Genomic DNA, 19,752 nt, shown 5'->3' on the forward strand with positions numbered 1-19,752 from the left:
TGTCCGGCCTGTCCGGCCTGTCCGGCCTGTCCGGCCTGTCCGGCCTGTCCGGCCTGCTCAGTCGATGACCGCGGTGGCTTCGACTTCGACCAGATGCTCGGGTACGTCCAGCGCGGCGACGCCCAGGAGCGTGGCCGGCGGAGTCGGGGTGACCCCCAGCTTCGCGGCCGCCCGAGTGATCCCCTCCAGGAGCAGGGGCATCTTGTCGGGGGTCCAGTCGACGACGTGGACGGTCAGCTTCGCCACGTCGTCGAAGGAGCCGCCGACCTCGGCCAGGGCGGTGCCGACGTTGAGGTAGCACCGCTCGACCTGCGCGGCGAGGTCGCCCTCGCCGACCGTGGCCCCGTCGGCGTCCCAGGCGACCTGACCGGCGACGAAGACGAGCTTCGACCCCGTCGCGACGGACACCTGCCGGTAGGCGTCGACGGTCGGCAGTCCGCCGGGGTTCACCAGGGTGATGGCCATGTCGTAACCCTCTCTCGGTCTCTTGTGGTTACTCGGAAACCGTAGGAGAGTGGCCGCTGACATGGAAGAACGCACTTTTCAGTGACTGGGGAACCTGATGGTGACCAAGCAGCTGCTCGAAGGCCTGCCCGAGGACGCCGACCTGAGGCGCGCGGACTCCCTGGCTCGGGAAATCTTCTCGGACGTCGCCAACAAGTGGGCACTCCTGATCATCGAGGCCCTCGGCGAGCGCACCCTGCGCTTCACCGAGCTGCGCGACGCAGTCGAGGGCATCAGCCACAAGATGCTCACGCAGAACCTGCGCATGCTGGAGCGCAACGGCCTGGCCGACCGCACCGTGCACCCCACGGTGCCGCCGCGGGTCGAGTACACCCTCACCGCGGCGGGCCTGGCCCTGCGGCAGACGGTCGACGGAATGTGCGCCTGGACCCAGCGGTACCTCGGCCACATCGAGACCGCCCGCCACCGCTTCGACGCCTGAGCGGCGCCGGCCGATGATCAGCGCCAGCCGAAGCGGCGGTCCACCACCGCCGTGAACTCCTCCAGGGTCAGGACCGCGTCGCCGTTCTGATCGGCGGCGTCGAACAGGGCCGAGGAGTCCTCGACGTCGCCCAGACCCCAGAACGGCAGGTCGCCGGAGGCGGCCAGGGTCGGGCCCTTGGTCCGCAGGGCGATGATCACTTCCTCGCGGGTCAGCGTGCCGTTCTCGTCGAGGTCGAGGGCCTCGAACAGCTTGCGGGCCTTGTCGCTCATCGTGGGGTCCTTGGGTCTCGGGGTGGGGCGGAAGTCTCGGAGTGGGGCGGAAGTCCCTGGGCGCGGCGGGCGGGCCCGGCCCGCCTGGCTCACGAACCTCAACGTCCTCCGCCCCCGGCTGGTTCCCTACCCTCGTACGCCCAGGTCAGCCCGGCGCTCGGCCCGTGCGAAGTGCCGTGCCACCGCGTGGAAGGACTCCTTGGGCTCCCAGTGCCAGCGGGCCGTCGGGGCGTCCTCGGTCCGCCAGATCGCCTTGGTGAGGCTGTAGCTGGCGATGTCGAGGTCGTAGCGGCGTGCGCGGCGGTGGGGCGCGTCCGGGCTGACGAATTCGTAGACCATCGCCGCGTGCAGGTTCATGCGCTCGAACACGTCGAGGACCTGGGTCAGATAGCGGGCCTGGGTGCGCTCGCTGCGCTGGATGCCCGGGCGGATCTCCGGCTTGGGCTTGCTGTAGTCGACGACGTTCCAGCCCATGCCTCCTTCGTCGGGCGCGCCCAGGAAGGTGCAGCTGCCGCACTCGGTGATGGCCACGGGCTTGCCCCACTTCCGGTAGGGCTTGAGCTCGCGTACGTGTCTGCGCGGATCGGCGAAGGAGGAGTAGTAGTTGACGCTGACGATGTCGAAGAGGCGCCAGTCGACGACGTCGCCGTGGGCGGAGCCGTAGGTCACCGGGCCGTGGAAGACCCGGCGGGCGGTCCTGGCGGCCAGCGGGATGAACCGGTCGAGCTTGCGCTGTGCCGCCGCCGGGTCCCAGTTGCCCTTGAGCATGTTCTCGACCCGTTCGAGTGCGTTGTCGCCGGGGACGATGCCGGGCACGAACAGCACGAACTCGGCGCCCACGCTGAGATGCACCCGCGCGCCCTGACGGCGCAGCCGCTCGGCCTGCCGCCCGGTCTCGGCGAGATGGTCCAGGATCTGGCGTTCGGGCAGGTCGGCGAGGCGCGGCTGGAGCCACACATGCAGCCCGCGCTCGGCCGCCTCCGTGGCGGTGGCCGTCAGGCGCTCGACGCCGGTGCCGTACGCCACGACGGAGTTCGCGTGCAGTTCGCCGCTGATGGCGCGCAGGTCGGACCGCATGCGCGCGCGGTTCCACCCCGTGTCCGGCGTCTCGCCGTCCGCGCACTCGTACAGCACGCCCCGGTACGTCAACCCGCGCCGGGCGTCCGCCCGTTCGCCGCCCGGGCGCGCCGCGGCCGCCGCCGGCTGCCCGGACAAGGCCGTGCCCACCATCGCGGTGGCTCCCACCGCCGCCGCCCCGGCCAGGAAACTCCCCCGGGTCATGCCCTCGTTCCGCATCGTGTGCTCCCACCGTCGCCATCAGGACGGTTCCAGCGTCGGCCGTCGGCGGGGCGCTGATCATCGGCCATCGGTCGCCGCGGCGGTAACCAAAGTCGACACCGCCGCGGTGCCCGTTCCCGCCGAAGTCTGCTATCCGCAGGCCCGGCTGTCCCGCCAGCGGGCCTCGACCTCCGCGTCGTCGGCCGGGTCCTCGTCCTTCGGGAGGACAGGGCGGTCGAAGTAGCGGTAGACGGCACGGCGGGCACGCTTGACGGCGAGTTCCTTCGCTTCCTTTGGGGGCGTGAAGTCGACGAGGTCCAGGCCCTCCGTGTCGAGGAGAACCGTCTGGTTCGTGTAGGTGGAGAGCACTTGGGACTCCCCCGTGCCGAAGAGGCCGAGCATCCCGGCACGCTTCAGGAGGCCGCCCAGGTTGCGTACGCGCAAGGGTGCGTCGATCGTCAGCCTCAGGGCGAGCGTACGCGGGGTGACACCGGTGACCGGTGCGGGTGCCGCGGCCGAGGCGGGCGGAGCGGCCGACTGCGGGTCGGGGCCCTCGTCGAACTCACGGAAGGGCAGGTTGTTCCACAGCCCGCCGTCCACGTACGTCCCGCACGGGGGCCAGCCGGGTCGGTTCCCGTCGATGACGTACGGCTTGTAGATGAAGGGCAGGCTCATCGAGATGCGGACCGCGTCGGCCACCGGGAAGTGCGGGGTGTGCTCGGCGGAGAAGATCTCGGTGCGCCCGGTGGACAGGTTCGACCCGGTCATCAGCAGGACGGTGCCGAAGTGGCGCTCATGCTCGCGGAAGGTGAGGTTGTGGGCGTTCGGCGCGTACACCCGGGACTGCAGCCGCGCCGTGAGGAGGCGGTCCCAGGCACGCCGAGCCTCCGCGCCTTCGAAGAGCCCCATGTCCCGGCCGAGGAAGGTGAGATAGCGCGGCCAGTTCTCCAGGAGGGCCTTGAAGGGCTGCCGGTCGCGTTTGGACGTGACCTCGGCGACCAGCTCGGGTGCCACGGCGTCGGCCACGACCGCCGCGATCTTGTTGAGGAGCGGCTTGGCGACGTCGAAGAACAGGAGCAGGTTCTTCTCCTTCTGCGTCCACTGGGGTTCCACCAGGCGGCCGCCGGTGCCGGCTTCGGGCCTGCCGCGCGGCTCGGGCGGGTCGAAGAAAGCGTCGAAGTCGGTGGTCTCCATGTACGCGCGGATCTTGGCGCTGCGCATGCCGGTGGCGAGCATGAGCGCGGTGATGGCCCCCGCCGACGCCCCGGCGTACCCCTTGACCTGGTTCATCACACCGAGTTCTTCGAGGGCCTCGATGGCGCCGAGGTAGGCGTGCCCCTTGCCGCCACCGCCTTCCAGCGCCAGGTACCGGACGTCTTCCGGACGCAGCTTGCGCCGCCGGTCCGTGTCGCTCACCGCCGCCCCGCCGAGGTGGTGGCCGCCTTCTCGTCCAGGTCCCCATCCGGTTCCGGATCCGGCAAGGTCGCCTCGGAGTTCTCCTTGGGCAGGTCGGGGTCGGGGTCCAGCCAGACGAGGGTGGTGGGCAGCCGTACCTCCCAGGAGGAGCCGACCCGTTCGCCGTCGTCCGGGGCGCCGGTCTGCGCCTGGATCTCCTGGGCCACCGTGACGTACTCGGTGTCGCCGGGTGCCGGAGCGGCGCCGCCCGTCCAGGGCTGCCCCGTGGCCAGGAAGTACAGGACCTGTCTGCTGAACCCCGGACGCGCGGACAGCACCACGCGCGCCGACCCCGCCCGCAGGAAGCGGGCGTAGTCGGGGTCCGCCGACGCGCTGCGCTGGAGCTCGTCCCAGCGTTTGCCGGCCCCCCAGAGGTAGGGGTACAGGACGTAGGTGAGCTTCTCCCATTCGAAGGACTGCTCCACGAACTGGATCACGGCGGCGCTGGCCAGGGTCGCCTTGGTGTTCGTGTGCGGACGCGCGTCGGTGTCGTACTCCAGGTTGTCGAAGCCCTCGTAACGCTTCCCGAGCATCAACTCGACGACCTGGCGCTTGAGTTCCTCGCGCACGACCCGGGCGTTGTCCAGCGGGCTCCGGCCGTCGATGCGGATGCCCGCCCGGACCTCGCGCTCGGCGCGTTCCCGCTGGTGGGCGCGGAGCAGCTCGAAGTAGGCGGTGCGGAGCTTCTCGTACGTGGCGAGCTGCCAGTCGAGGAGTGCCGCCGCCTGCCGTACGCAGCGCACCCTGATCTGTGCCGAGAACATGCCGAAGTTCGCGGCGAGCACGGTGATGGGCAGCTTGCCGACGCGGCGGCCTTCGAGGCGGCCGCTGATCGGCTTGGATATCCAGCTGCGCTCGCCCCAGGCGATCACCCTGTTCCGCACCTGGCCCGGGTCGGCGTCGGCGGGCAGGTTCGCGCTGTCGCCCACGGTGAGCGCGGCGGCCGGCGCGACTCCTTCCCAGGACGGCGTCTTGGTCGCGTTCCAGCCTGGGCGGACGCTGTCGTCCTGGTCCCAGGCCATGCACCAGCCGGACCACTCGGAGTCGGCGAGGTATCCCGGGGGCACCGTGACGGGTGCGCCCTCCACGCCGCCGGTGCCGCTCGTGGTCCCCTCCAGCGGGGTGATCCACAGATCGTGCGACGTCTTGTCGCCGCTCGGGTCGGTGGCGGGGATGTGCAGGTAGCCGTGGGCGGTGACCTCGGGGGCGGGGGGCTTGGTGATGCCGACGGCGTGCCAGCGCGCGGCCAGCTTGAGGTAGCAGGCGGGGTCCTCCGGGTTCTCCGAGATGTCCGTGGGCAGCAGAGCCGGGGTGTCCGCGTCGGCGGGGTCGCCGCTGCGCGTGAAGGGCGCTGGCTCGGGGGTGACGTACCCGCCGTCCTGGCCCGTCCTCTCCAACCAGCGCACATACGCGGCGGGTTCGGGGACCTCGAACTCCAGGAGGAAGCGGTGCGGATAGCGGTACGTCTGCAACCGCACGACCTTGTCCACCCAGCGGTACATCCCGACGACCGGCGTGTCCTTTGCCCGCAGGCTGTGGGTGTCCTTGGACTCGACCCGGGTGAGGGTGCGGGTGGTGCGCTCCTCGCGGGTGCGCTGCTCGACGCGGTGCACCGCGCGCGACACGATCTCGGTGGCCTGCCGGGTCGCGTGCCGCTGCGACTCCTCGGCGGAGAAGTCGAGGCTGCCGCCGAGGTGGGTGGTGACCTGCGTCGGTCCGTACTGGCCCGAGGTGTCGACCTGTCCTTCGAGGTGGACACCGGTCGACGTCGCCGCGGTGCTCTCCTCGGTGAGTTCGAAGCGGGACGTCGACTGCGTGTCCCGCTCCTGGGTCTCGGCCCGCTCGGTGCTGACGCTCAGCGTGGTCTCGGTCTCGTCGGTGCGGGTCAGGACCCGTTCCTTGAGCTCATGGGCCAGGACGTTCTCGATGTGGGCGATCTCGCCGGGCACATAGCGGTTCCACTCCTGGCGCACGACGTACAGATCGGCGAAGCCCGGCTGCCGCACGAGCGCGGCGCGGGACGGCAGCGGGAACAGCTGCCCCGGCAGCAGGACCAGACGGTCGCGCAGCGCCCACAGCACGTCGTCCTCCGTACGCAGCACACCCCGGTCGGTGAGGACCAGCTCGACCAGAGCGAGGACCAGGACCGAACGCAGCACGGTGTGCTGGGTGGTGGGCGGCGCCTCGATGTGCCCAATGGCGATGAGCTGCTCGGCGAGGGCGCGGGCGGTGGGGTAGAGGGGGTCGTCGGCGGGGAATCCGGTGGGGGTCGGTGACCGGTCGCCCTCGTCCGGATCCCGGTCGAAGCAGCGGCGCACCGCCTCGCGGAGGTCGCGGGGGTGGGGGCGGTTCTCCGCGCAGCGCAGCCACGCGTCCAGCTTCGCCAGGGGCTCGGCGTCGGCGACCCCGGTGGCCTCGACGGACAGCAGCGGGCGGTCCGGCGGGACGCCCGGAACGAGGCGCGCCGCCTCGCCGCTCGCGTCGCTGTCCACGGCCCGCAGGCGGGGCAGCACGTCCGAGTCGGCAAGCCAGGACTCCAGGCGCACCGGAGGCCGCCCCTGCCCGGGGAGGCATCCGCGTTGCGGTGCGCGCGCCACCTGGAAGCGAGTGACCTCACTGGACATCGCGGCCCCCCGGATGCGCTGTACGACGGGTAGGAACTGTCGCAGTTCTCACCCGGGGAGGGCATACGCAGAATGTCGCTTTTCCCGTCTCCGTGAGTCTGCCTGGGACGGGAGGGGCGGGGTCATGGGTGCTTCTTGCGCGCCTCCCGCTTTTCGCGCTTCTCGCGTTCCCTGCGCTCCCTGGCCGCGGTCCGCCGCAGCTCCTCCTGTTCGAACAGCGCCTGCAACTCCAGGGCGCGCTCGTCGAGTTCGAGCGGCTCGTCCTCCTCCTTCCACAGGCCCTGCTCCTTGAGCTGGCGCGTGTGGACCGCCACGGGCGGCTCGGGGTCGAAGTCGGAGGGGCGCGGGCCCTCGGGGCCGTCGGGGCCGATGCGGATGAGCCGCTCGACGCGGGTGATCCGGTAGCGACAGCCGTCCACGCTCAGTCCGTTGCCGCGCTTCGCGTCGAGGGCGTCGGCGGCCCGCGCGTACTCCGCGCGCTTGTCGTCCGTGAGCCTCAGGGTGAACGGGGCCATCACCCGCAGCCATCGGGCGAGGCCGTCCCGCGCACCCTGCGGCGTGGCGTCCGCCGCACCCGGGTTGTGCGCCTTCCAGCGTCCGTCCACACGCTCGGAGACCATGAAGACCGCGGGCAGCAGCACGCCGCCCGGATAGCGCGCCATGGCCCGCAACGCGTCGTCCCGCACCTCCGCGGGCGCGCCGGACACGGTCCCCACGAACTGCACGAGGTCCAGCTTCAGCAGGCTGTCCGAAAGCCCCGTGCTGACGTACGGATCGACGACGAATCCCTTGGTGCGGGACCGCACCACGTGGGACTCGCCCACCTCGGCCGGGTCCGGGTCGGAGGGCCGGGGCGGTTCGGGGCCGCTGCGCCCCATGCGGATGAACCGCGCGGCGCGCACGACGCGGAACCGCTCGCCGCCGACACGGAGCTCGTCGACCACTTCCCGGTCCATCCGCAGGGCCGCCGCCATCCAGGTCTTCCGCGCCTGTTCCTCGCCGCCGTCGGCGGCCGCCTTGGCGCGTCTGCGGAAGCACGACCCCAGCGAGTCCCGCGCCCCTTGGGGCGTGCCGTCGCCGTACTCCGACAACTCCCAGCCGCCCGCCTCGCGTTCGCGCGCGTAGAAGAACTCCGGAAGCCCCACTCCCATGAGATCGGGGTACCGCTCGCGGGCCTCCCAGGCCTCCTGCTCGGCGAAGGCCGCGACGGGCCCGTCCTGAGGTGCCACCCGGAAGGTGAGATAGCTGGGCACGCTGTCCTCGTAACCGGTCATGTACCGACTGTGCCCGAACATGCGGCGGCCGCACCGGGAAACGGCGACCTGAACCGGGTCGAGTGACACGGCCCGGTCGGCCTCCACGCCCGCGGCCGGGAGACGTTACGGCCCCGTCCGCAGCGGGAACTGAGCCTGGAGAAGCGGGATTTCTCCGCACAGCGAGCCGCTGCCGACCACTCACACCGGACCGTGAGGAGGCGGGAACGTGGAGGGACTGCCTGTCGCCGTCGACGGCCTCGCGGAGCAGCGCGGGCTCGGGCGGCTCGTCCTGACGCACCGGCCCGGCGCGCCCGGCGCGGGCGTGTTCGCCTTCACCCTCCTCACGCTTCTTCCGCTCGCGGTCGGCGTGGGGCTGTGGGCCGACGAGTTCTACGCGGCCGGGTCCCTCGTGCTGCTCCTGTCCGTCGCCATGGCGGCGCTCGGACGCCTGCACCATCGCAGGGTCCTGCGCGGGCTCCCCGTCCTGTACTGCCTCCAGCGGGGCGTGGTCCTGCGCGAGGGCAACGGCCGGATGTACGCGTACGCATGGTCGGAGGTGGACATCGAGGTCAGGAAGGTAGCGATGGACATGCCTCCGTGGGCCATGGCCGGGCCGAGCATGTTCCTCCGCGGCAAGGACGGCAGGCTCCTGGGGTGCGTGGGCGACCCGGACAAGCGGAGGACGATCACGGAGCTGACGCCTCGGGCCTGATCACCTCGTGCGGCGATGCGGGCGCCCGGCTCTCATCCGACGTCCAGCGCGCGCCAGGTGAGGACGACGGCGCCGAGCCCGGCGTCGGCGAGCGCCTCCCGCAGCTGGTCGGTGCCGGTGAGGATGAGAGGGCAGGGGCCCGGCGTGCGGGTCCAGCGGCATACGAGTTCCCGGAGGACGGGGCCGTGCAGGGTCTCCGCGGAGGGGACGACCAGGACGGGCTCCGCGCCGCGGGTGCGCGCGTCGACGCACTGGTCGATTCCCGTGAGGTCACAGGGGATCGGCCCCGGGAGCTCCAGGGCGGTGTAGAGCGCGCGGGCGAAGTCCGACGTGGTGGCCGCCGCGCCGTAAGGGGTGTTCAGGAACACGGGTGAGCGGCCCAGGGCGGTGAGAGCGGCGCTCACGGTCTCCGCGGCGCCGATGCGGCCGGTCACGCACAGCACCGCTCGGCGGCCGAGTGTGACCTCGAGATCAGCGGCGAGGCCGGTACGTAAGTCGTCGGCAGGCTCGTTCATCGTCACCTCGTGGCAGGAGAAGTCAGGGCGTCCGGACCGACGTACCCGGCCCGGCGGCGAGAGGCGGCCGGCCGTTCTTCTTCTGTTCGGTCCCCGGCTCGACGGCGGGCGCTTCCCCCGCGCTCCTGCCGTCCCGCCGGGACCGGGCGGCACCGCGGCCACCACCAGCGGCCCACGGCGACACCGGCCGCGACGCGCAGCATACGCCCACCCCTCCCCCGGGCGTCGGCGGGTGCGTGCGGACGCCTGCCCGGCCCGCCGGAGCCGACGCGGCGGCCACCCTGGCATGATCAAGGGCATGAAGAAACAGCTGATCGCGGCATGTGACGGAGCTTCCAAGGGCAACCCCGGCCCGGCGGCCTGGGCCTGGGTCGTGGCCGACGCCGACGGTGTGCCCGTGCGCTGGGAAGCGGGGCCGCTCGGCGTGGCCACGAACAATGTCGCCGAGCTCACCGCCCTGTACCAGCTGCTCGAATCGGTCCCCGCGGACGTGCCCGTGCAGGTGCGCATGGACTCGCAGTACGCGATGAAGGCCGTCACGGTCTGGCTGCCCGGCTGGAAGAAGAAGGGGTGGAAGACCGCGGGCGGCAAGCCCGTGGCCAACCGCGAGCTCGTCCAGGCGATCGACGAACGGCTCCAGGGCCGCAGCGTCGAATTCGTCTACGTCCCCGCCCACCAGGTCGACGGCGACCCTCTGAACGCGATCGCGGACCACGCCGCGAGCCAGGCGGCGCTCGCTCAGGAGCCGGACGGCACGGCCCACGGCGCGAGCGCCGTCCCCTCCGTGCCCGCGGCACCGGCCGGCGGCGACCGCCCGAAGCGCCCCGCCGCCCGCACCGGCGCGCGACGCAGCCAGTCGGGACCCCGGACGATCTCCGCGAAGTTCAAGGGCACCTGCGCGTGCGGCCGTGACTACGCGGTCGGCGAGCAGATCGCGAAGGGCGCCCGCAGCTGGGGCCACCCCGAGTGCGCGGGCGCGGGCGCATAGGAGAAATAGCCCGCCCTCGGAAACGGTTAATCAAGTTTGACTACGGCGCGCCAGCGGTATACCTTTCCTTGCGTAGTCAAGCTTGACTACGCGATCGCCCCAGCGTGACCGCCACCCGAAGGAGCCTGCGTGACCCACCTGCCCGACACCGGATACACCCCCACCGCCAAGGACCGCGCGAGCCTGGACGCCTGGTTCGCGGAGTACGACGAAGCCAGCGGCAAGCGTGACGTGGAGCGCATGGCGGACATGGCGGTGTTCCCGCTCAACCTGGTGAGCGACGACTCCGCGGGGAACGGCCGGTCGGCGCAGTGGGACCGGCAGCAGTTCACCGCGACCATGACCCACGTGATGGGCGACGGCAGTCAGGACATCACCTTCGAGTCCACCCGGACCCCGGTGTTCCTGTCGGCCTCCATGGCCGTGGTCTTCACGGACTCCACCATGACGACGGACGGCCACACCCAGCAGCTCAGGTACGCCGACATCCTGCTGAAGCGGGACGGGACGTGGGCGTTCCAGACCATGATCCAGGGCGGCTGGGGAGACAACCTCTGACGATTTCCGGCCATGCGTTCGGGCGGCGGAGGGCCGGCCACCCTCGCGAAGGCGATACCGGCCACTCCGCGAGGATGGCCGAAAACATTCGCTGCGTACGTCGATGCTGGTCACAGGACCGACGCGTCGCCGCCCCTTTGACGGCGGGCCAAGTCTTTGCCTTATGCGGCCTTTAGGCATGCCTAAACGTGGCATCCTCTCAGAGGTAGGGATTCTGGTCAGGCGCCGAGATCGCTGGGGGTAGCGATGGGTTGGCTTGCAGACATCGCAAGAGGGCGCTCGGACGACCTGACGGGGGCACAGCTCGCTCGCGACGTGTCCGTCATGGTGGCGGGCCTGCTGGCCGAGCGGCGCATCACCCGCACTCAACTCGCCGAGCTCATGGGCGTATCGCCCGGCAGAGTCAGCCAGATCCTCTCGGGCGACGAGAACCTCACGCTGCACTCACTGGCGAACATAGCCGGGGCCCTGAAGATGAGCGTCGAGGTCAGCTTCTTCGACCCGCCCCCGGCCGAGCAGCCGAGCCAGGGTTCGGCACGGACCGAAGGCGGGCCGGTCCGCCCCTTCGCCCCGGCGAAGTAGCAGTCCCAGGCGGCGCAGCGGCCCCTGGTGGCGCAGCGGCCCCTGGTGGCGCAGCAGTCCCCGGTGGCGCGGCAGTCCCGCCTCGTGCGGCGCGGCTCCTCAGCCGCGCGCGCAGTCGCCGGTCATTCCTTGGTGCGCCCTGCCATGGGCGAGCCGGGTCTTGAGCTCGGTGATCTCACGGTCCGTCGACCGCTTCCCCGCCTTGTAGGCGATGCCCAGCAGATGGCAGCAGCGCTGCTCCGCCTCGCCCCGGGCCTTGAGGCATTTGCGCTCGGCCTCCGCCGCGGTGAGCGTCCCTCCGTAGCCTCTCAGCTTCTCCTGGGTGGCCCACTCGTTGACGGCGTTCTGGGCCTCGCTGTGCCGTTCGTTGATGTGCTGCCGCAGCCGTTTCTGCCGCTGTACGGGTCTGCCCGCCACGTCCACCCGCAGCAGGAGGCGCTTTTGGATGTCGTCTATGAAGCACTGCAACTCGAAGCTCTCGCAGAAGCCTTGAGCAAGCCCCTCGCACCACGTGGCCTCGTCGTCCTTCAGCTGCTCGGCGAGCCGCTCGAGCAGGACCGAGTCGTACAAGGTCAGCAGCTTCACGAGCGGAGCGGTCTGCATCTGTCTCTCCTGCTCCTTGCCGACCGACGAGACCAGGGCCCAGCCGACGACGGCGCCCACGATGGCCGGTGGCACATGGGACGCATACGGCGTGAGCCAGAAACTGGCCATGCCCGCCAGCAAGGCCGTCCACGCCACGAACACCATCGCGCACCACCGGGACATCCACGTCCCGAGCAGGCGGCCCTCCCCCCAGAAGCGGACCAGCAGAGCCACCCATGTCACGGCCGCGCAGACGACAACCGGCAGCCACCATTCCTTACCTGTCACGATGCCCCCCTCGGCACTGGTCCGGCTGCCGCAGACTGCTGATTGTCAGCCAACGTTCGGACCACACTGCCTAGTTGACGCGTAGCCCCCGCTACGGTCATAAGAGGATGCTCCCACCAGGTCAGCCTGGCCGAGACGGAAACGGAATCCCGGTCGGCGGGCACAGACGACATCACGCCAAACATGCTCGAAGCATGTGACAGGCCGTGCGATCATGCGGCGCGCTACGCCGTCGGCCCGCCCTGCTCGACCGGGTACGGCACGAACGTACTGCGGTTCTCGTCGACAGCGAGCCGCTGCCCGAGCGGCGGGACCGCCCGCTGCGGGCAGTCGAGGCGTTCGCAGACCCGGCAGCCCATGCCGATGGGCGTCGCCGCGGTGGCGTTGGCCAGGTCGAGGCCGTCGGAGTAGACGAGCCGGGAGGCGTGGCGGATCTCGCAGCCCAGGCCGATCGCGAAGGTCTTGCCGGGGTGGCCCCAGCCGCCCCGGCCCCGCGTGACCGTGCGTGCGGTCCACAAGTACCGCTGGCCGTCGGGCATTTCGGCGATCTGGACCTGGATGCGGCCGGGCGCGGCGAACGCCTCGTACACGTTCCACAGCGGGCAGGTGCCGCCGGCCCGGGAGAAGTGGAAGGCGGTCGCGGACTGGCGCTTGGACATGTTCCCCGCGCGGTCCACGCGGACGAAGGAGAACGGCACACCGCGCAGGCGCGGCCGTTGGAGGGTGCTCAGGCGGTGGCAGACGGTCTCGTAGCCGAGGCCGAAGCGGTCGGTGAGCCGCTCGATGTCGTAGCGCACCTCTTCCGCGGCCGTGTGGAAGGCGGCGTACGGCAGGATCAGCGCCGCGGCGAAGTAGTTGGCCACGCCGATGCGCGCGAGTTCCCAGGAGGTTGAGCCCTCCTCGAAGTCCTCGGAGGCGTGCCGGGACAGCTCGTCGGCGTACTCGACGAGGGCCAGCTGGGTGGCCATGCGGAACGCCCGCTGGCCGGGACGGAGGCGGGGGGAAAGGCGCAGCGTGCGGGACGCCGGGTCGTAGCGGTGCGGGCTGTCCCCGTCGGCCACGGTCCCCTCGTCGGCGGCGTCGACGGTCCGTACGCCGTGCCGGTCGGCGAGGCGGGTGGTGAGCGCGCGCAGGACCTCCCCCGGGCGGATGCCCAGGCGTGCGGCCAGGTCCTCCGCGGCGGTGTCCGCCTCGTGGAGGTAGTTCCGGCGGCGGTAGAAGAACTCGCGGATCTCCTCGTGCGGCGTGCGCGGGGACGCCTCGTCGGTGGCGGTGCGGTCGTCGGACGCCTGGGCCAGTTGCTCGGCCAGGGCGTGACCGCGGCGGCTCAGGCGCAGCAGTACGTCGCCGACGGCGGGCAGCCGCGTTGCGAGCTCGGACAGGTCGGTGGCGGAGACGCGGCCCGCGGCCACCTCGTCGGCCATGGCCTCGCGCAGGTCGGCGACGAGACGGCTGCTGTCCCGCTCCGAGAAGAAGGCGGCGTCCACCCCGAACGCCTCGGTCAGGCGCAGCAGGACGGGCACGGTCAGCGGCCGGGAGTCGTGCTCGATCTGGTTCAGATAGCTCGGCGACACGGCCAGGACGCGGGCCAGCTCGGCCTGGCTCATCCGGCGCTCCTCGCGCAGCCGCCGCAGCCGCGCCCCCGCGTACGTCTTGCCCATTCCCGGGCCCCCTTCCGGACCTGTGCCTGGCATCCGGCAGCAGCCTATCCCCCCACCGCCTTCGCAACCTTGGCAGAACGAGCCGGGAAGATTCGCAGAAGTTGGCACCGAGCCAAGGTTGTTGGCACTCAGTGCCACTGCCAGAGTCGTACCGCGGCCCGCCGGACCTCGGCAGCTCCGCTCCGCTCACCAGTCAGAGGGCACGGCGGGCCGCGCATCGCGGAGCGACCATGAGGCCTTCACACCTTTCGCAGCCCGTGTGCGGACCTTGCGGTCCACCGCCTTCCCCTCACCCCTTCCCCTCCCTCTTCCCATCCTTCGGTTCACCACCTTCCAGGAGACGGTCATGACGCAGACAGCACCCCAGGCGGCGGACGAGCTTGCCCGACAGTGGGCGAACGACCCGCGCTGGCAGGGCGTCGAGCGCACCTACAGCGCCGCGGACGTCGTACGGCTCTCCGGCAGCGTGCGGGAGGAGCACACGCTGGCCCGGCGCGGCGCCGAGCTCCTGTGGCGGCAGCTGCACGAGCAGGACTACGTGCACGCGCTCGGCGCGCTGACCGGCGGCCAGGCGGTGCAGATGGTCAAGGCGGGCCTGAAGGCGATCTACCTGTCCGGCTGGCAGGTCGCGGCCGACGCCAACCAGGCCGGGCACACCTACCCCGACCAGAGCCTGTACCCCGCCAACTCCGTTCCCCAGGTGGTGCGCCGCATCAACAACGCGCTGCTGCGCGCCGATCAGATCGCCACCGCAGAGGGCGGCGCCGCAGAGGGCCCTACCGCCGAGGGCGCCCCCGCCGAGGGCGGCGCCGACGCCACCGACTGGCTCGCGCCGATCATCGCGGACGCCGAGGCCGGGTTCGGCGGCCCGCTCAACGCCTTCGAGCTGACCAAGGCGATGATCGCGGCCGGTGCGGCGGGCATCCACTACGAGGACCAGCTGGCCTCCGAGAAGAAGTGCGGCCACCTCGGCGGCAAGGTCCTGGTCCCGACCGCCCAGCACGTCCGCACCCTCAACGCGGCCCGGCTGGCCGCCGACGTCGCCGGCGTGCCCACGCTCATCGTCGCCCGCACCGACGCGCTCGCCGCGAACCTGCTGACCAGCGACGTCGACGAACACGACGCCCGCTTCTGCACCGGCGAGCGCACCGCCGAGGGCTTCTACCGCGTCGAGAACGGCATGGCCCCGGCGATCGCCCGCGGCCTCGCGTACGCCCCGTACGCCGACCTGCTGTGGATGGAGACCGGCACCCCGGACCTGGACCAGGCCCGGGAGTTCGCCGAGGCCGTCCACGCCCGCTACCCCGACCAGCTGCTCGCCTACAACTGCTCTCCGTCCTTCAACTGGAAGGCGGCGCTCGACGACGACCAGATCGCCAAGTTCCAGCGGGAGCTGGGGGCCATGGGGTACCGCTTCCAGTTCATCACCCTTGCCGGCTTCCACTCCCTCAACCACGGCATGTTCGACCTCGCCCGCGGCTACGCGGAGCACGGCATGACCGCGTACGTCGACCTCCAGGAGCGGGAGTTCGCCGCGCAGGAGCACGGCTTCACCGCGGTCAAGCACCAGCGGGAGGTCGGCACCGGCTACTTCGACCTGGTGTCCACCGCCGTCAACCCGGCCTCCTCCACGACCGCGCTGACCGGTTCCACCGAGGCGGAGCAGTTCCACTAGGCCGCCGTCCTCGGGCCCGGTCGAGGGCCGGGCGACCTCCCCGCCCGGCCCTCCCTGGCCACCCACACACCTCACGGAGGACCTGATGTCCACCAGCGCCCTGACCCACCACGTCCGTCTCCTCGCGGCACCGGGCCACCGCCACGAGGAGATCCTCAGCCCCGCGGCCCTGGACTTCGTCGGCCGACTGGCCGCCGCCTTCGGCGAACGCCACCGGGAGCTCCTGAAGGAGCGCCGGCGGCAGGCGATCCGGATCGCCGCCGGGTCCCCGCTCGACTTCCCGCTCGCCACCGCCGCCGTCCGCGCGGACCCGTCCTGGCGGGTGGCGCCGCCCGCTCCCGGCCTGACCGACCGCCGGGTCGAGATCACCGGCCCGCCCGACCGGCGCACGACGGTCGACGCCCTCACCTCCGGCGCGCAGGTGTGGGTGGCCGACTTCGCCGACGCCACCGCGCCCACCTGGGACAACGTCGTCGGCGGGCAGCTGAACCTGCTCGACGCCGTCGAGCTTCGCACCGACTTCACCAGCGCGTACGAGAAGGGCTTCCGGCCCGGCGACCGGCTCGCCACCGTCATGGTCCGCCCGCGTGGCTGGCACCTGGCGGAGGAGCACCTGGAGTTCGAGGGGCGGCCCGTCCCCGCCGCCCTCGTCGACTTCGGCCTGTACTTCTTCCACTGCGCCCGGCGGCAGCTCGACGCGGGTCTCGGCCCGTACTTCTCGCTGCCCGCGCTGGAGAACCGGTACGAGGCCCGCCTGTGGAACGACGTCTTCGTCCTCGCCCAGGAACTGCTCGGCATCCCGCGCGGCACGGTCCGCGCGACCGCCGCCGTCGAGACGGTCACCGCCGCCTTCGAGATGGAGGAGATCCTCTACGAGCTGCGCGAGCACAGCGCCGGGCTGGCCGTCGGCCGCATGGGCTATCTGTTCAGCGTCCTCAAGACGTTCGGGCACCGGACCGACTTCCTGCTCCCCGACCGGGCCAGGGTGACGATGACCGCGCCGTTCCTGCGCGCCTGCACCGACCTGCTCGTGCGCACCTGCCACCGGCGCGGCGCGCACGCCGTCGGTGCCGTCTGCACCCACGTCCCCGGCAGGGACCGGTCCGCCGACGACGCCGCGCGCGCCACGGTCCGCCTGGACAAGGAACGCGAGGCCGAGGACGGCTTCGACGGCTCCGGGCTCGGGCACCCCGCGCTCGTCCCCGCCTGCCGCGCGGTCTTCGACGGGCTGCTCGGCGCCCGGCCGCACCAGATCGAACGCACCCGCGACGACGTGGCGGTGACCGCGGCGGACCTGCTCGCGGTGCGCCGCACCAGCGGGCCGCCCACCCTGGACGGTGTCCGCACCAACATCGCCGTCGCGCTGCGCTACTTCGACGCCTGGCTGCGGGGCAGCGGCACCGTCGCCCTGTACGGACTCATGGCGGAGCACGACCTCCTGGCGGACACGGCGACAGCCGAGGTCGCCCGCGTACAGATCTGGCAGTGGCTGCGGCACCGCGCCGTCGACCGGGAGACGGCCCTTTGCCTGCTCGACGACGAGCTCGCCGCCCTGGGCGCCGAGTACCCCTGGGCGGCCGTCGACGACGTCAGGGCCCTCTTCGAACAGACCGCCCTCGCAGCGGAGTTGCCCCTCTTCTTCACCCCCGGCCCCTACACCCAGCACCTCGTCCGCCGCACGGAGGTACGGTCATGAACCAGGACATCCGCCGTGTCGGCGTCGTCGGGGGCGGTCAGATGGGCGCGGGGATCGCCGAGGTGTGCGCACGCGCCGGGCTCGACACCGTCGTGTGCGAGGTGGACGCCGTGGCCGCCGCTGCCGCGCGGAAGCGGGTGGAGGCCTCCTTGGACCGTGCGGTGCGGCACGGCAAGCTGGACCGGGCGGCGGCGCGGGACGCCGTCGGCTGCATGGTGTTCACCGGCCGTCTCGACGACCTCGCCGACCGGCAGCTCGTCGTCGAGGCCGTCGTGGAGAACCCGGACGCCAAGGTCGAGGTCTTCACCGCGCTCGACAAGATCGTCCAGGACCCCGAGGCCGTCCTCGCGACGAACACCTCCTCCCTCCCCGTCATGCGCCTGGGCATGGCGACGGGCCGCGCCGACCGAGTACTCGGCCTGCACTTCTTCAACCCCGTACCGGTCCTGCCCCTGGTGGAGGTGGTGCCCTCGCTCCACACGGCACCCCGGACGGTGGCGGCCGTCGAGGACTTCGTCACCACGACACTCGGCAAGACCGCGATCCGCTCACAGGACCGAGCAGGGTTCGTCGTCAACGCCCTGCTCGTCCCGTACCTCCTGGCCGCCGTCCGCATGGCCGAGTCCGGCTTCGCCTCCGCCGCGGACATCGACACGGGCATGCAACTCGGCTGCGCCCACCCCATGGGCCCCCTCGGACTCGCCGACCTGATCGGCCTCGACACGGTCGCCTCGATCGCTCAGTCCCTGTACGCCGAATTCAAGGAACCGCTGTACGCCCCGCCGCCCTTGCTCCAGCGGATGGTGGAGGCGGGGCTGCTCGGCCGTAAGTCCGGGCGGGGGTTTTACGCCTACGAGGAGGGGTGAGGGGGACCGGGGCGGTGGGTGTTACGGCGCCATCTCGTACGTGCCTGCCAGTGCCTCGACGCGCTCCCAGACGCGGGTCGAGCGGGCGTCGTCGACGACCGGGCGGCGGATCGCGCCGAGGGCCCAGGTCTGCTGCTGGGCGGTGGCGGAGTCCTTGCCGTGCAGCTCTACGGCGTGGGCGGAGAAGTCGCGTACGAGGACGGCGAAGAGCTCGTCGAGGACGTCCTGCTCCAGGCCGGTCAGGCGCGCCTGCTCCAGGATCAGCTGGCCGTGCACGACGAGCGCGAACAGCTGGCCGACGGCGAGGAGGAGGTCGAGGTCGCGGCTCTGCTCCTCGTCCGGGGCGGCGGTGGTGACGAACTCGCACAGGGCGTCGGCCTGTTCGCGGAAGCGGGCGACGTTGGGGACGTCGGCGTACGCGTCGTAGGCGGCGCGCCAGTCGTGGAAGCGGATGGCTCCCAGGCCCCGGGCCGGTCCCTGCCGGAAGAGGAAGGCGTCGTCGGCCGCGTCCAGGCGGGTCGGCACGGGCGCGTACTCGGCCGGGTTCAGGAGGTGGTTGCCCATGAACTTCAAGATCAGCGCGAGGTTGACGTGGACCGTGCCCTCCAGCTTCGGCAGGCCGCGGATCTCGGTGGCGGCCTGGGCGAAGTAGGTGTCCTTCTCGAAGCCCTTGGCCGCGATGACGTCCCACATGAGGTCGATGACCTTCTCGCCCTCCGTGGTCACCTTCATCTTCGTCATGGGGTTGAAGAGGAGGTAGCGGCGGTCGTCGGGCCCCGCGGAGCGGAAGTAGTCCACGGCACGGTCGCTGAACAGCTTCATGCCGACGAGGCGGACGTAGGCGTCGGTCAGCTCGCGGCGCACGTGCGGGAACGCGGTGACGGGGCGGCCGTAGAGGATGCGGTTCTGCGCGTGCGTGACGGCCTCGTACATCGCGTGCTCGCAGATGCCGATCGAGGCGGTGCAGAGGTTGAACTTGCCGACGTTGACGGTGTTGAGGGCGGCGTCGAAGGCGGCACGGCCCGTGTGCAGGACGTCCTCGGCGGCGACCGGGTAGTTCTCCAGGCGGAACTCGCTGACGTACTTCGACGAGTCGACGACGTTCTTGACCAGGTGGTACGCCTCGTGGCGGCTGTCGGCCGCGAAGAAGACATAGCCGTCGGGGCCCTCGACGTCGGTGCGGCGGCCGAAGACGGAGACGAGCCCGGCGGCGTTGCCGTTGCCGATGTAGTACTTGGAGCCGCTGGCGAGGAAGCCGCCGTTCCCGTCGGGCTCCAGGAGCATGTCGGTGGAGTAGATGTCGGCGCCGTGGGTCTTCTCGGACAGGCCGAAGGCGAACACCTCGCCCTGGGCGAGGAGTTCGGCCGCGCGGGTGCGGGCGGCGGCGTTGTCGCTCTGCCAGACGGGGCCGAGGCCCAGGATGGTGACCTGCCACGCGTACCAGTAGTCGAGCCCGTAGAAGCCGAAGATCTCGTTGAGGGCGGCGATGCGGGCGGTGTCCCAGCGCTTGTCCCGCTCCCCGTCGGCGGCGGCCGCGGGGGTCAGGAAGGTGGCGAAGAGGCCTTCCTTGGCGGAGAACTCCAGGAAGTCCGCGAGCCAGGCGCGGGAGCGGTAGTCCTCGATCAGCTTGCGCTTGCCGCGCGCCTCGAACCAGTCGACGGTCGCCCGCAGCAGCCTGCGGGTCTCGGGGTCGAAGTGGGTCGGGTCGTAGGTGCGCGGGTTGAAGAGCAGCGCGTCGGCCATGGCTGATTCGCCTTTCCGGCTCGGAGGTTGGGGATGGGGAGGGTGGTCTGGA

General features: G+C 71.5%; 18 protein-coding genes. 8 read left to right on the top strand and 10 right to left on the bottom strand.

What is annotated here, in order from left to right; genetic code table 11:
- Positions 1-57: 57 nt before the first annotated feature.
- Positions 58-465, bottom strand: a complete 408-nt coding sequence (locus ACFWZ5_RS09585) for a RidA family protein (RefSeq protein WP_384792154.1) — start codon at positions 463-465, stop codon at positions 58-60.
- Positions 466-562: 97 nt separating this feature from the next.
- Between ACFWZ5_RS09585 and ACFWZ5_RS09590 the strand changes: the two genes are divergently transcribed.
- The gene (locus tag ACFWZ5_RS09590; RefSeq protein WP_384792151.1) at positions 563-946 is read left to right on the top strand and encodes a winged helix-turn-helix transcriptional regulator; all 384 of its coding nucleotides are present in this window, start codon (positions 563-565) and stop codon (positions 944-946) included.
- A gap of 17 nt (positions 947-963) precedes the next feature.
- Here ACFWZ5_RS09590 and ACFWZ5_RS09595 read toward each other — a convergent pair whose 3' ends face one another.
- The 5 genes from ACFWZ5_RS09595 to ACFWZ5_RS09615 all read right to left on the bottom strand — a co-directional run bounded on the left by ACFWZ5_RS09595 (position 964) and on the right by ACFWZ5_RS09615 (position 7,849).
- Positions 964-1,218: an EF-hand domain-containing protein gene (locus tag ACFWZ5_RS09595; RefSeq protein WP_384792149.1), complete on the bottom strand. Its 255-nt coding sequence runs from the start codon at positions 1,216-1,218 to the stop codon at positions 964-966.
- A gap of 126 nt (positions 1,219-1,344) precedes the next feature.
- Positions 1,345-2,499, bottom strand: a complete 1,155-nt coding sequence (locus tag ACFWZ5_RS09600; protein WP_384792147.1) for an abortive phage infection protein — start codon at positions 2,497-2,499, stop codon at positions 1,345-1,347.
- 147 nt (positions 2,500-2,646) lie between these two features.
- A complete protein-coding gene (locus ACFWZ5_RS09605) occupies positions 2,647-3,912 on the bottom strand; it encodes a patatin-like phospholipase family protein (protein WP_384792145.1) in 1,266 nt (421 codons plus the stop codon).
- Entirely contained in the window at positions 3,909-6,497 is a 2,589-nt protein-coding gene (locus ACFWZ5_RS09610) for a hypothetical protein (RefSeq protein WP_384792142.1), read from the bottom strand. Before ACFWZ5_RS09610 ends, ACFWZ5_RS09605 begins: the two co-directional genes overlap by 4 nt.
- Before the next feature lie 200 nt (positions 6,498-6,697).
- Entirely contained in the window at positions 6,698-7,849 is a 1,152-nt protein-coding gene (locus ACFWZ5_RS09615; RefSeq protein ID WP_384792139.1) for a DUF5954 family protein, read from the bottom strand.
- A 208-nt stretch (positions 7,850-8,057) separates the two neighbouring features.
- On the opposite strand from ACFWZ5_RS09615, the gene ACFWZ5_RS09620 reads away from it, so the two are divergent.
- Positions 8,058-8,543, top strand: a complete 486-nt coding sequence (locus tag ACFWZ5_RS09620; protein WP_384792136.1) for a hypothetical protein — start codon at positions 8,058-8,060, stop codon at positions 8,541-8,543.
- Between the two features lie 32 nt (positions 8,544-8,575).
- Here ACFWZ5_RS09620 and ACFWZ5_RS09625 read toward each other — a convergent pair whose 3' ends face one another.
- On the bottom strand, positions 8,576-9,058 hold the full coding sequence (locus ACFWZ5_RS09625; protein WP_384792133.1) for an ATP-binding protein: 483 nt from the start codon (positions 9,056-9,058) through the stop codon (positions 8,576-8,578).
- Positions 9,059-9,344: 286 nt separating this feature from the next.
- Here ACFWZ5_RS09625 and ACFWZ5_RS09630 point away from each other — a divergent pair, with 286 nt between their 5' ends.
- The 3 genes from ACFWZ5_RS09630 to ACFWZ5_RS09640 all read left to right on the top strand — a co-directional run bounded on the left by ACFWZ5_RS09630 (position 9,345) and on the right by ACFWZ5_RS09640 (position 11,186).
- Entirely contained in the window at positions 9,345-10,046 is a 702-nt protein-coding gene (locus ACFWZ5_RS09630) for a ribonuclease H (protein WP_384792130.1), read from the top strand.
- Positions 10,047-10,175: 129 nt separating this feature from the next.
- Entirely contained in the window at positions 10,176-10,604 is a 429-nt protein-coding gene (locus tag ACFWZ5_RS09635; RefSeq protein WP_384792127.1) for a nuclear transport factor 2 family protein, read from the top strand.
- Positions 10,605-10,928: 324 nt separating this feature from the next.
- Positions 10,929-11,186 (top strand): helix-turn-helix domain-containing protein, encoded by a 258-nt coding sequence (locus tag ACFWZ5_RS09640; protein WP_384792223.1) that lies wholly within the window; start codon positions 10,929-10,931, stop codon positions 11,184-11,186.
- Positions 11,187-11,285: 99 nt separating this feature from the next.
- Here ACFWZ5_RS09640 and ACFWZ5_RS09645 read toward each other — a convergent pair whose 3' ends face one another.
- Positions 11,286-12,059, bottom strand: a complete 774-nt coding sequence (locus ACFWZ5_RS09645) for a hypothetical protein (protein WP_384792124.1) — start codon at positions 12,057-12,059, stop codon at positions 11,286-11,288.
- A gap of 224 nt (positions 12,060-12,283) precedes the next feature.
- Positions 12,284-13,720 (bottom strand): short-chain fatty acyl-CoA regulator family protein, encoded by a 1,437-nt coding sequence (locus ACFWZ5_RS09650; RefSeq protein ID WP_384792121.1) that lies wholly within the window; start codon positions 13,718-13,720, stop codon positions 12,284-12,286.
- A 346-nt stretch (positions 13,721-14,066) separates the two neighbouring features.
- On the opposite strand from ACFWZ5_RS09650, the gene aceA reads away from it, so the two are divergent.
- The 3 genes from aceA (at position 14,067) to ACFWZ5_RS09665 (ending at position 17,957) form a co-directional block, all read left to right on the top strand.
- Positions 14,067-15,395: an isocitrate lyase gene (gene aceA, locus ACFWZ5_RS09655; RefSeq protein ID WP_384792118.1), complete on the top strand. Its 1,329-nt coding sequence runs from the start codon at positions 14,067-14,069 to the stop codon at positions 15,393-15,395.
- 85 nt (positions 15,396-15,480) lie between these two features.
- Positions 15,481-17,091 (top strand): malate synthase A, encoded by a 1,611-nt coding sequence (locus tag ACFWZ5_RS09660; RefSeq protein ID WP_384792115.1) that lies wholly within the window; start codon positions 15,481-15,483, stop codon positions 17,089-17,091.
- Positions 17,088-17,957: a 3-hydroxybutyryl-CoA dehydrogenase gene (locus ACFWZ5_RS09665; RefSeq protein WP_384792112.1), complete on the top strand. Its 870-nt coding sequence runs from the start codon at positions 17,088-17,090 to the stop codon at positions 17,955-17,957. The genes ACFWZ5_RS09660 and ACFWZ5_RS09665 overlap by 4 nt, the downstream gene beginning before the upstream one ends.
- Positions 17,958-17,978: 21 nt before the next feature.
- Here ACFWZ5_RS09665 and ACFWZ5_RS09670 read toward each other — a convergent pair whose 3' ends face one another.
- On the bottom strand, positions 17,979-19,700 hold the full coding sequence (locus ACFWZ5_RS09670) for an acyl-CoA dehydrogenase family protein (RefSeq protein WP_384792109.1): 1,722 nt from the start codon (positions 19,698-19,700) through the stop codon (positions 17,979-17,981).
- Positions 19,701-19,752 lie beyond the last annotated feature (52 nt).

This window comes from Streptomyces sp. NPDC059003, from assembly GCF_042740445.1.
Lineage (GTDB): Bacteria > Actinomycetota > Actinomycetes > Streptomycetales > Streptomycetaceae > Streptomyces.

Coding starts and splice junctions, on each gene's coding strand:
- ACFWZ5_RS09585 (WP_384792154.1), bottom strand. CDS start 465: ATGGCCATCACCCTGGTGAACCCCGGCGGACTGCCGACCGTCGACGCC.
- ACFWZ5_RS09590 (WP_384792151.1), top strand. CDS start 563: ATGGTGACCAAGCAGCTGCTCGAAGGCCTGCCCGAGGACGCCGACCTG.
- ACFWZ5_RS09595 (WP_384792149.1), bottom strand. CDS start 1,218: ATGAGCGACAAGGCCCGCAAGCTGTTCGAGGCCCTCGACCTCGACGAG.
- ACFWZ5_RS09600 (WP_384792147.1), bottom strand. CDS start 2,499: ATGACCCGGGGGAGTTTCCTGGCCGGGGCGGCGGCGGTGGGAGCCACC.
- ACFWZ5_RS09615 (WP_384792139.1), bottom strand. CDS start 7,849: ATGACCGGTTACGAGGACAGCGTGCCCAGCTATCTCACCTTCCGGGTG.
- ACFWZ5_RS09625 (WP_384792133.1), bottom strand. CDS start 9,058: ATGAACGAGCCTGCCGACGACTTACGTACCGGCCTCGCCGCTGATCTC.
- ACFWZ5_RS09630 (WP_384792130.1), top strand. CDS start 9,345: ATGATCAAGGGCATGAAGAAACAGCTGATCGCGGCATGTGACGGAGCT.
- ACFWZ5_RS09640 (WP_384792223.1), top strand. CDS start 10,929: ATGGTGGCGGGCCTGCTGGCCGAGCGGCGCATCACCCGCACTCAACTC.
- ACFWZ5_RS09650 (WP_384792121.1), bottom strand. CDS start 13,720: ATGGGCAAGACGTACGCGGGGGCGCGGCTGCGGCGGCTGCGCGAGGAG.
- aceA (WP_384792118.1), top strand. CDS start 14,067: ATGACGCAGACAGCACCCCAGGCGGCGGACGAGCTTGCCCGACAGTGG.
- ACFWZ5_RS09660 (WP_384792115.1), top strand. CDS start 15,481: ATGTCCACCAGCGCCCTGACCCACCACGTCCGTCTCCTCGCGGCACCG.
- ACFWZ5_RS09665 (WP_384792112.1), top strand. CDS start 17,088: ATGAACCAGGACATCCGCCGTGTCGGCGTCGTCGGGGGCGGTCAGATG.
- ACFWZ5_RS09670 (WP_384792109.1), bottom strand. CDS start 19,700: ATGGCCGACGCGCTGCTCTTCAACCCGCGCACCTACGACCCGACCCAC.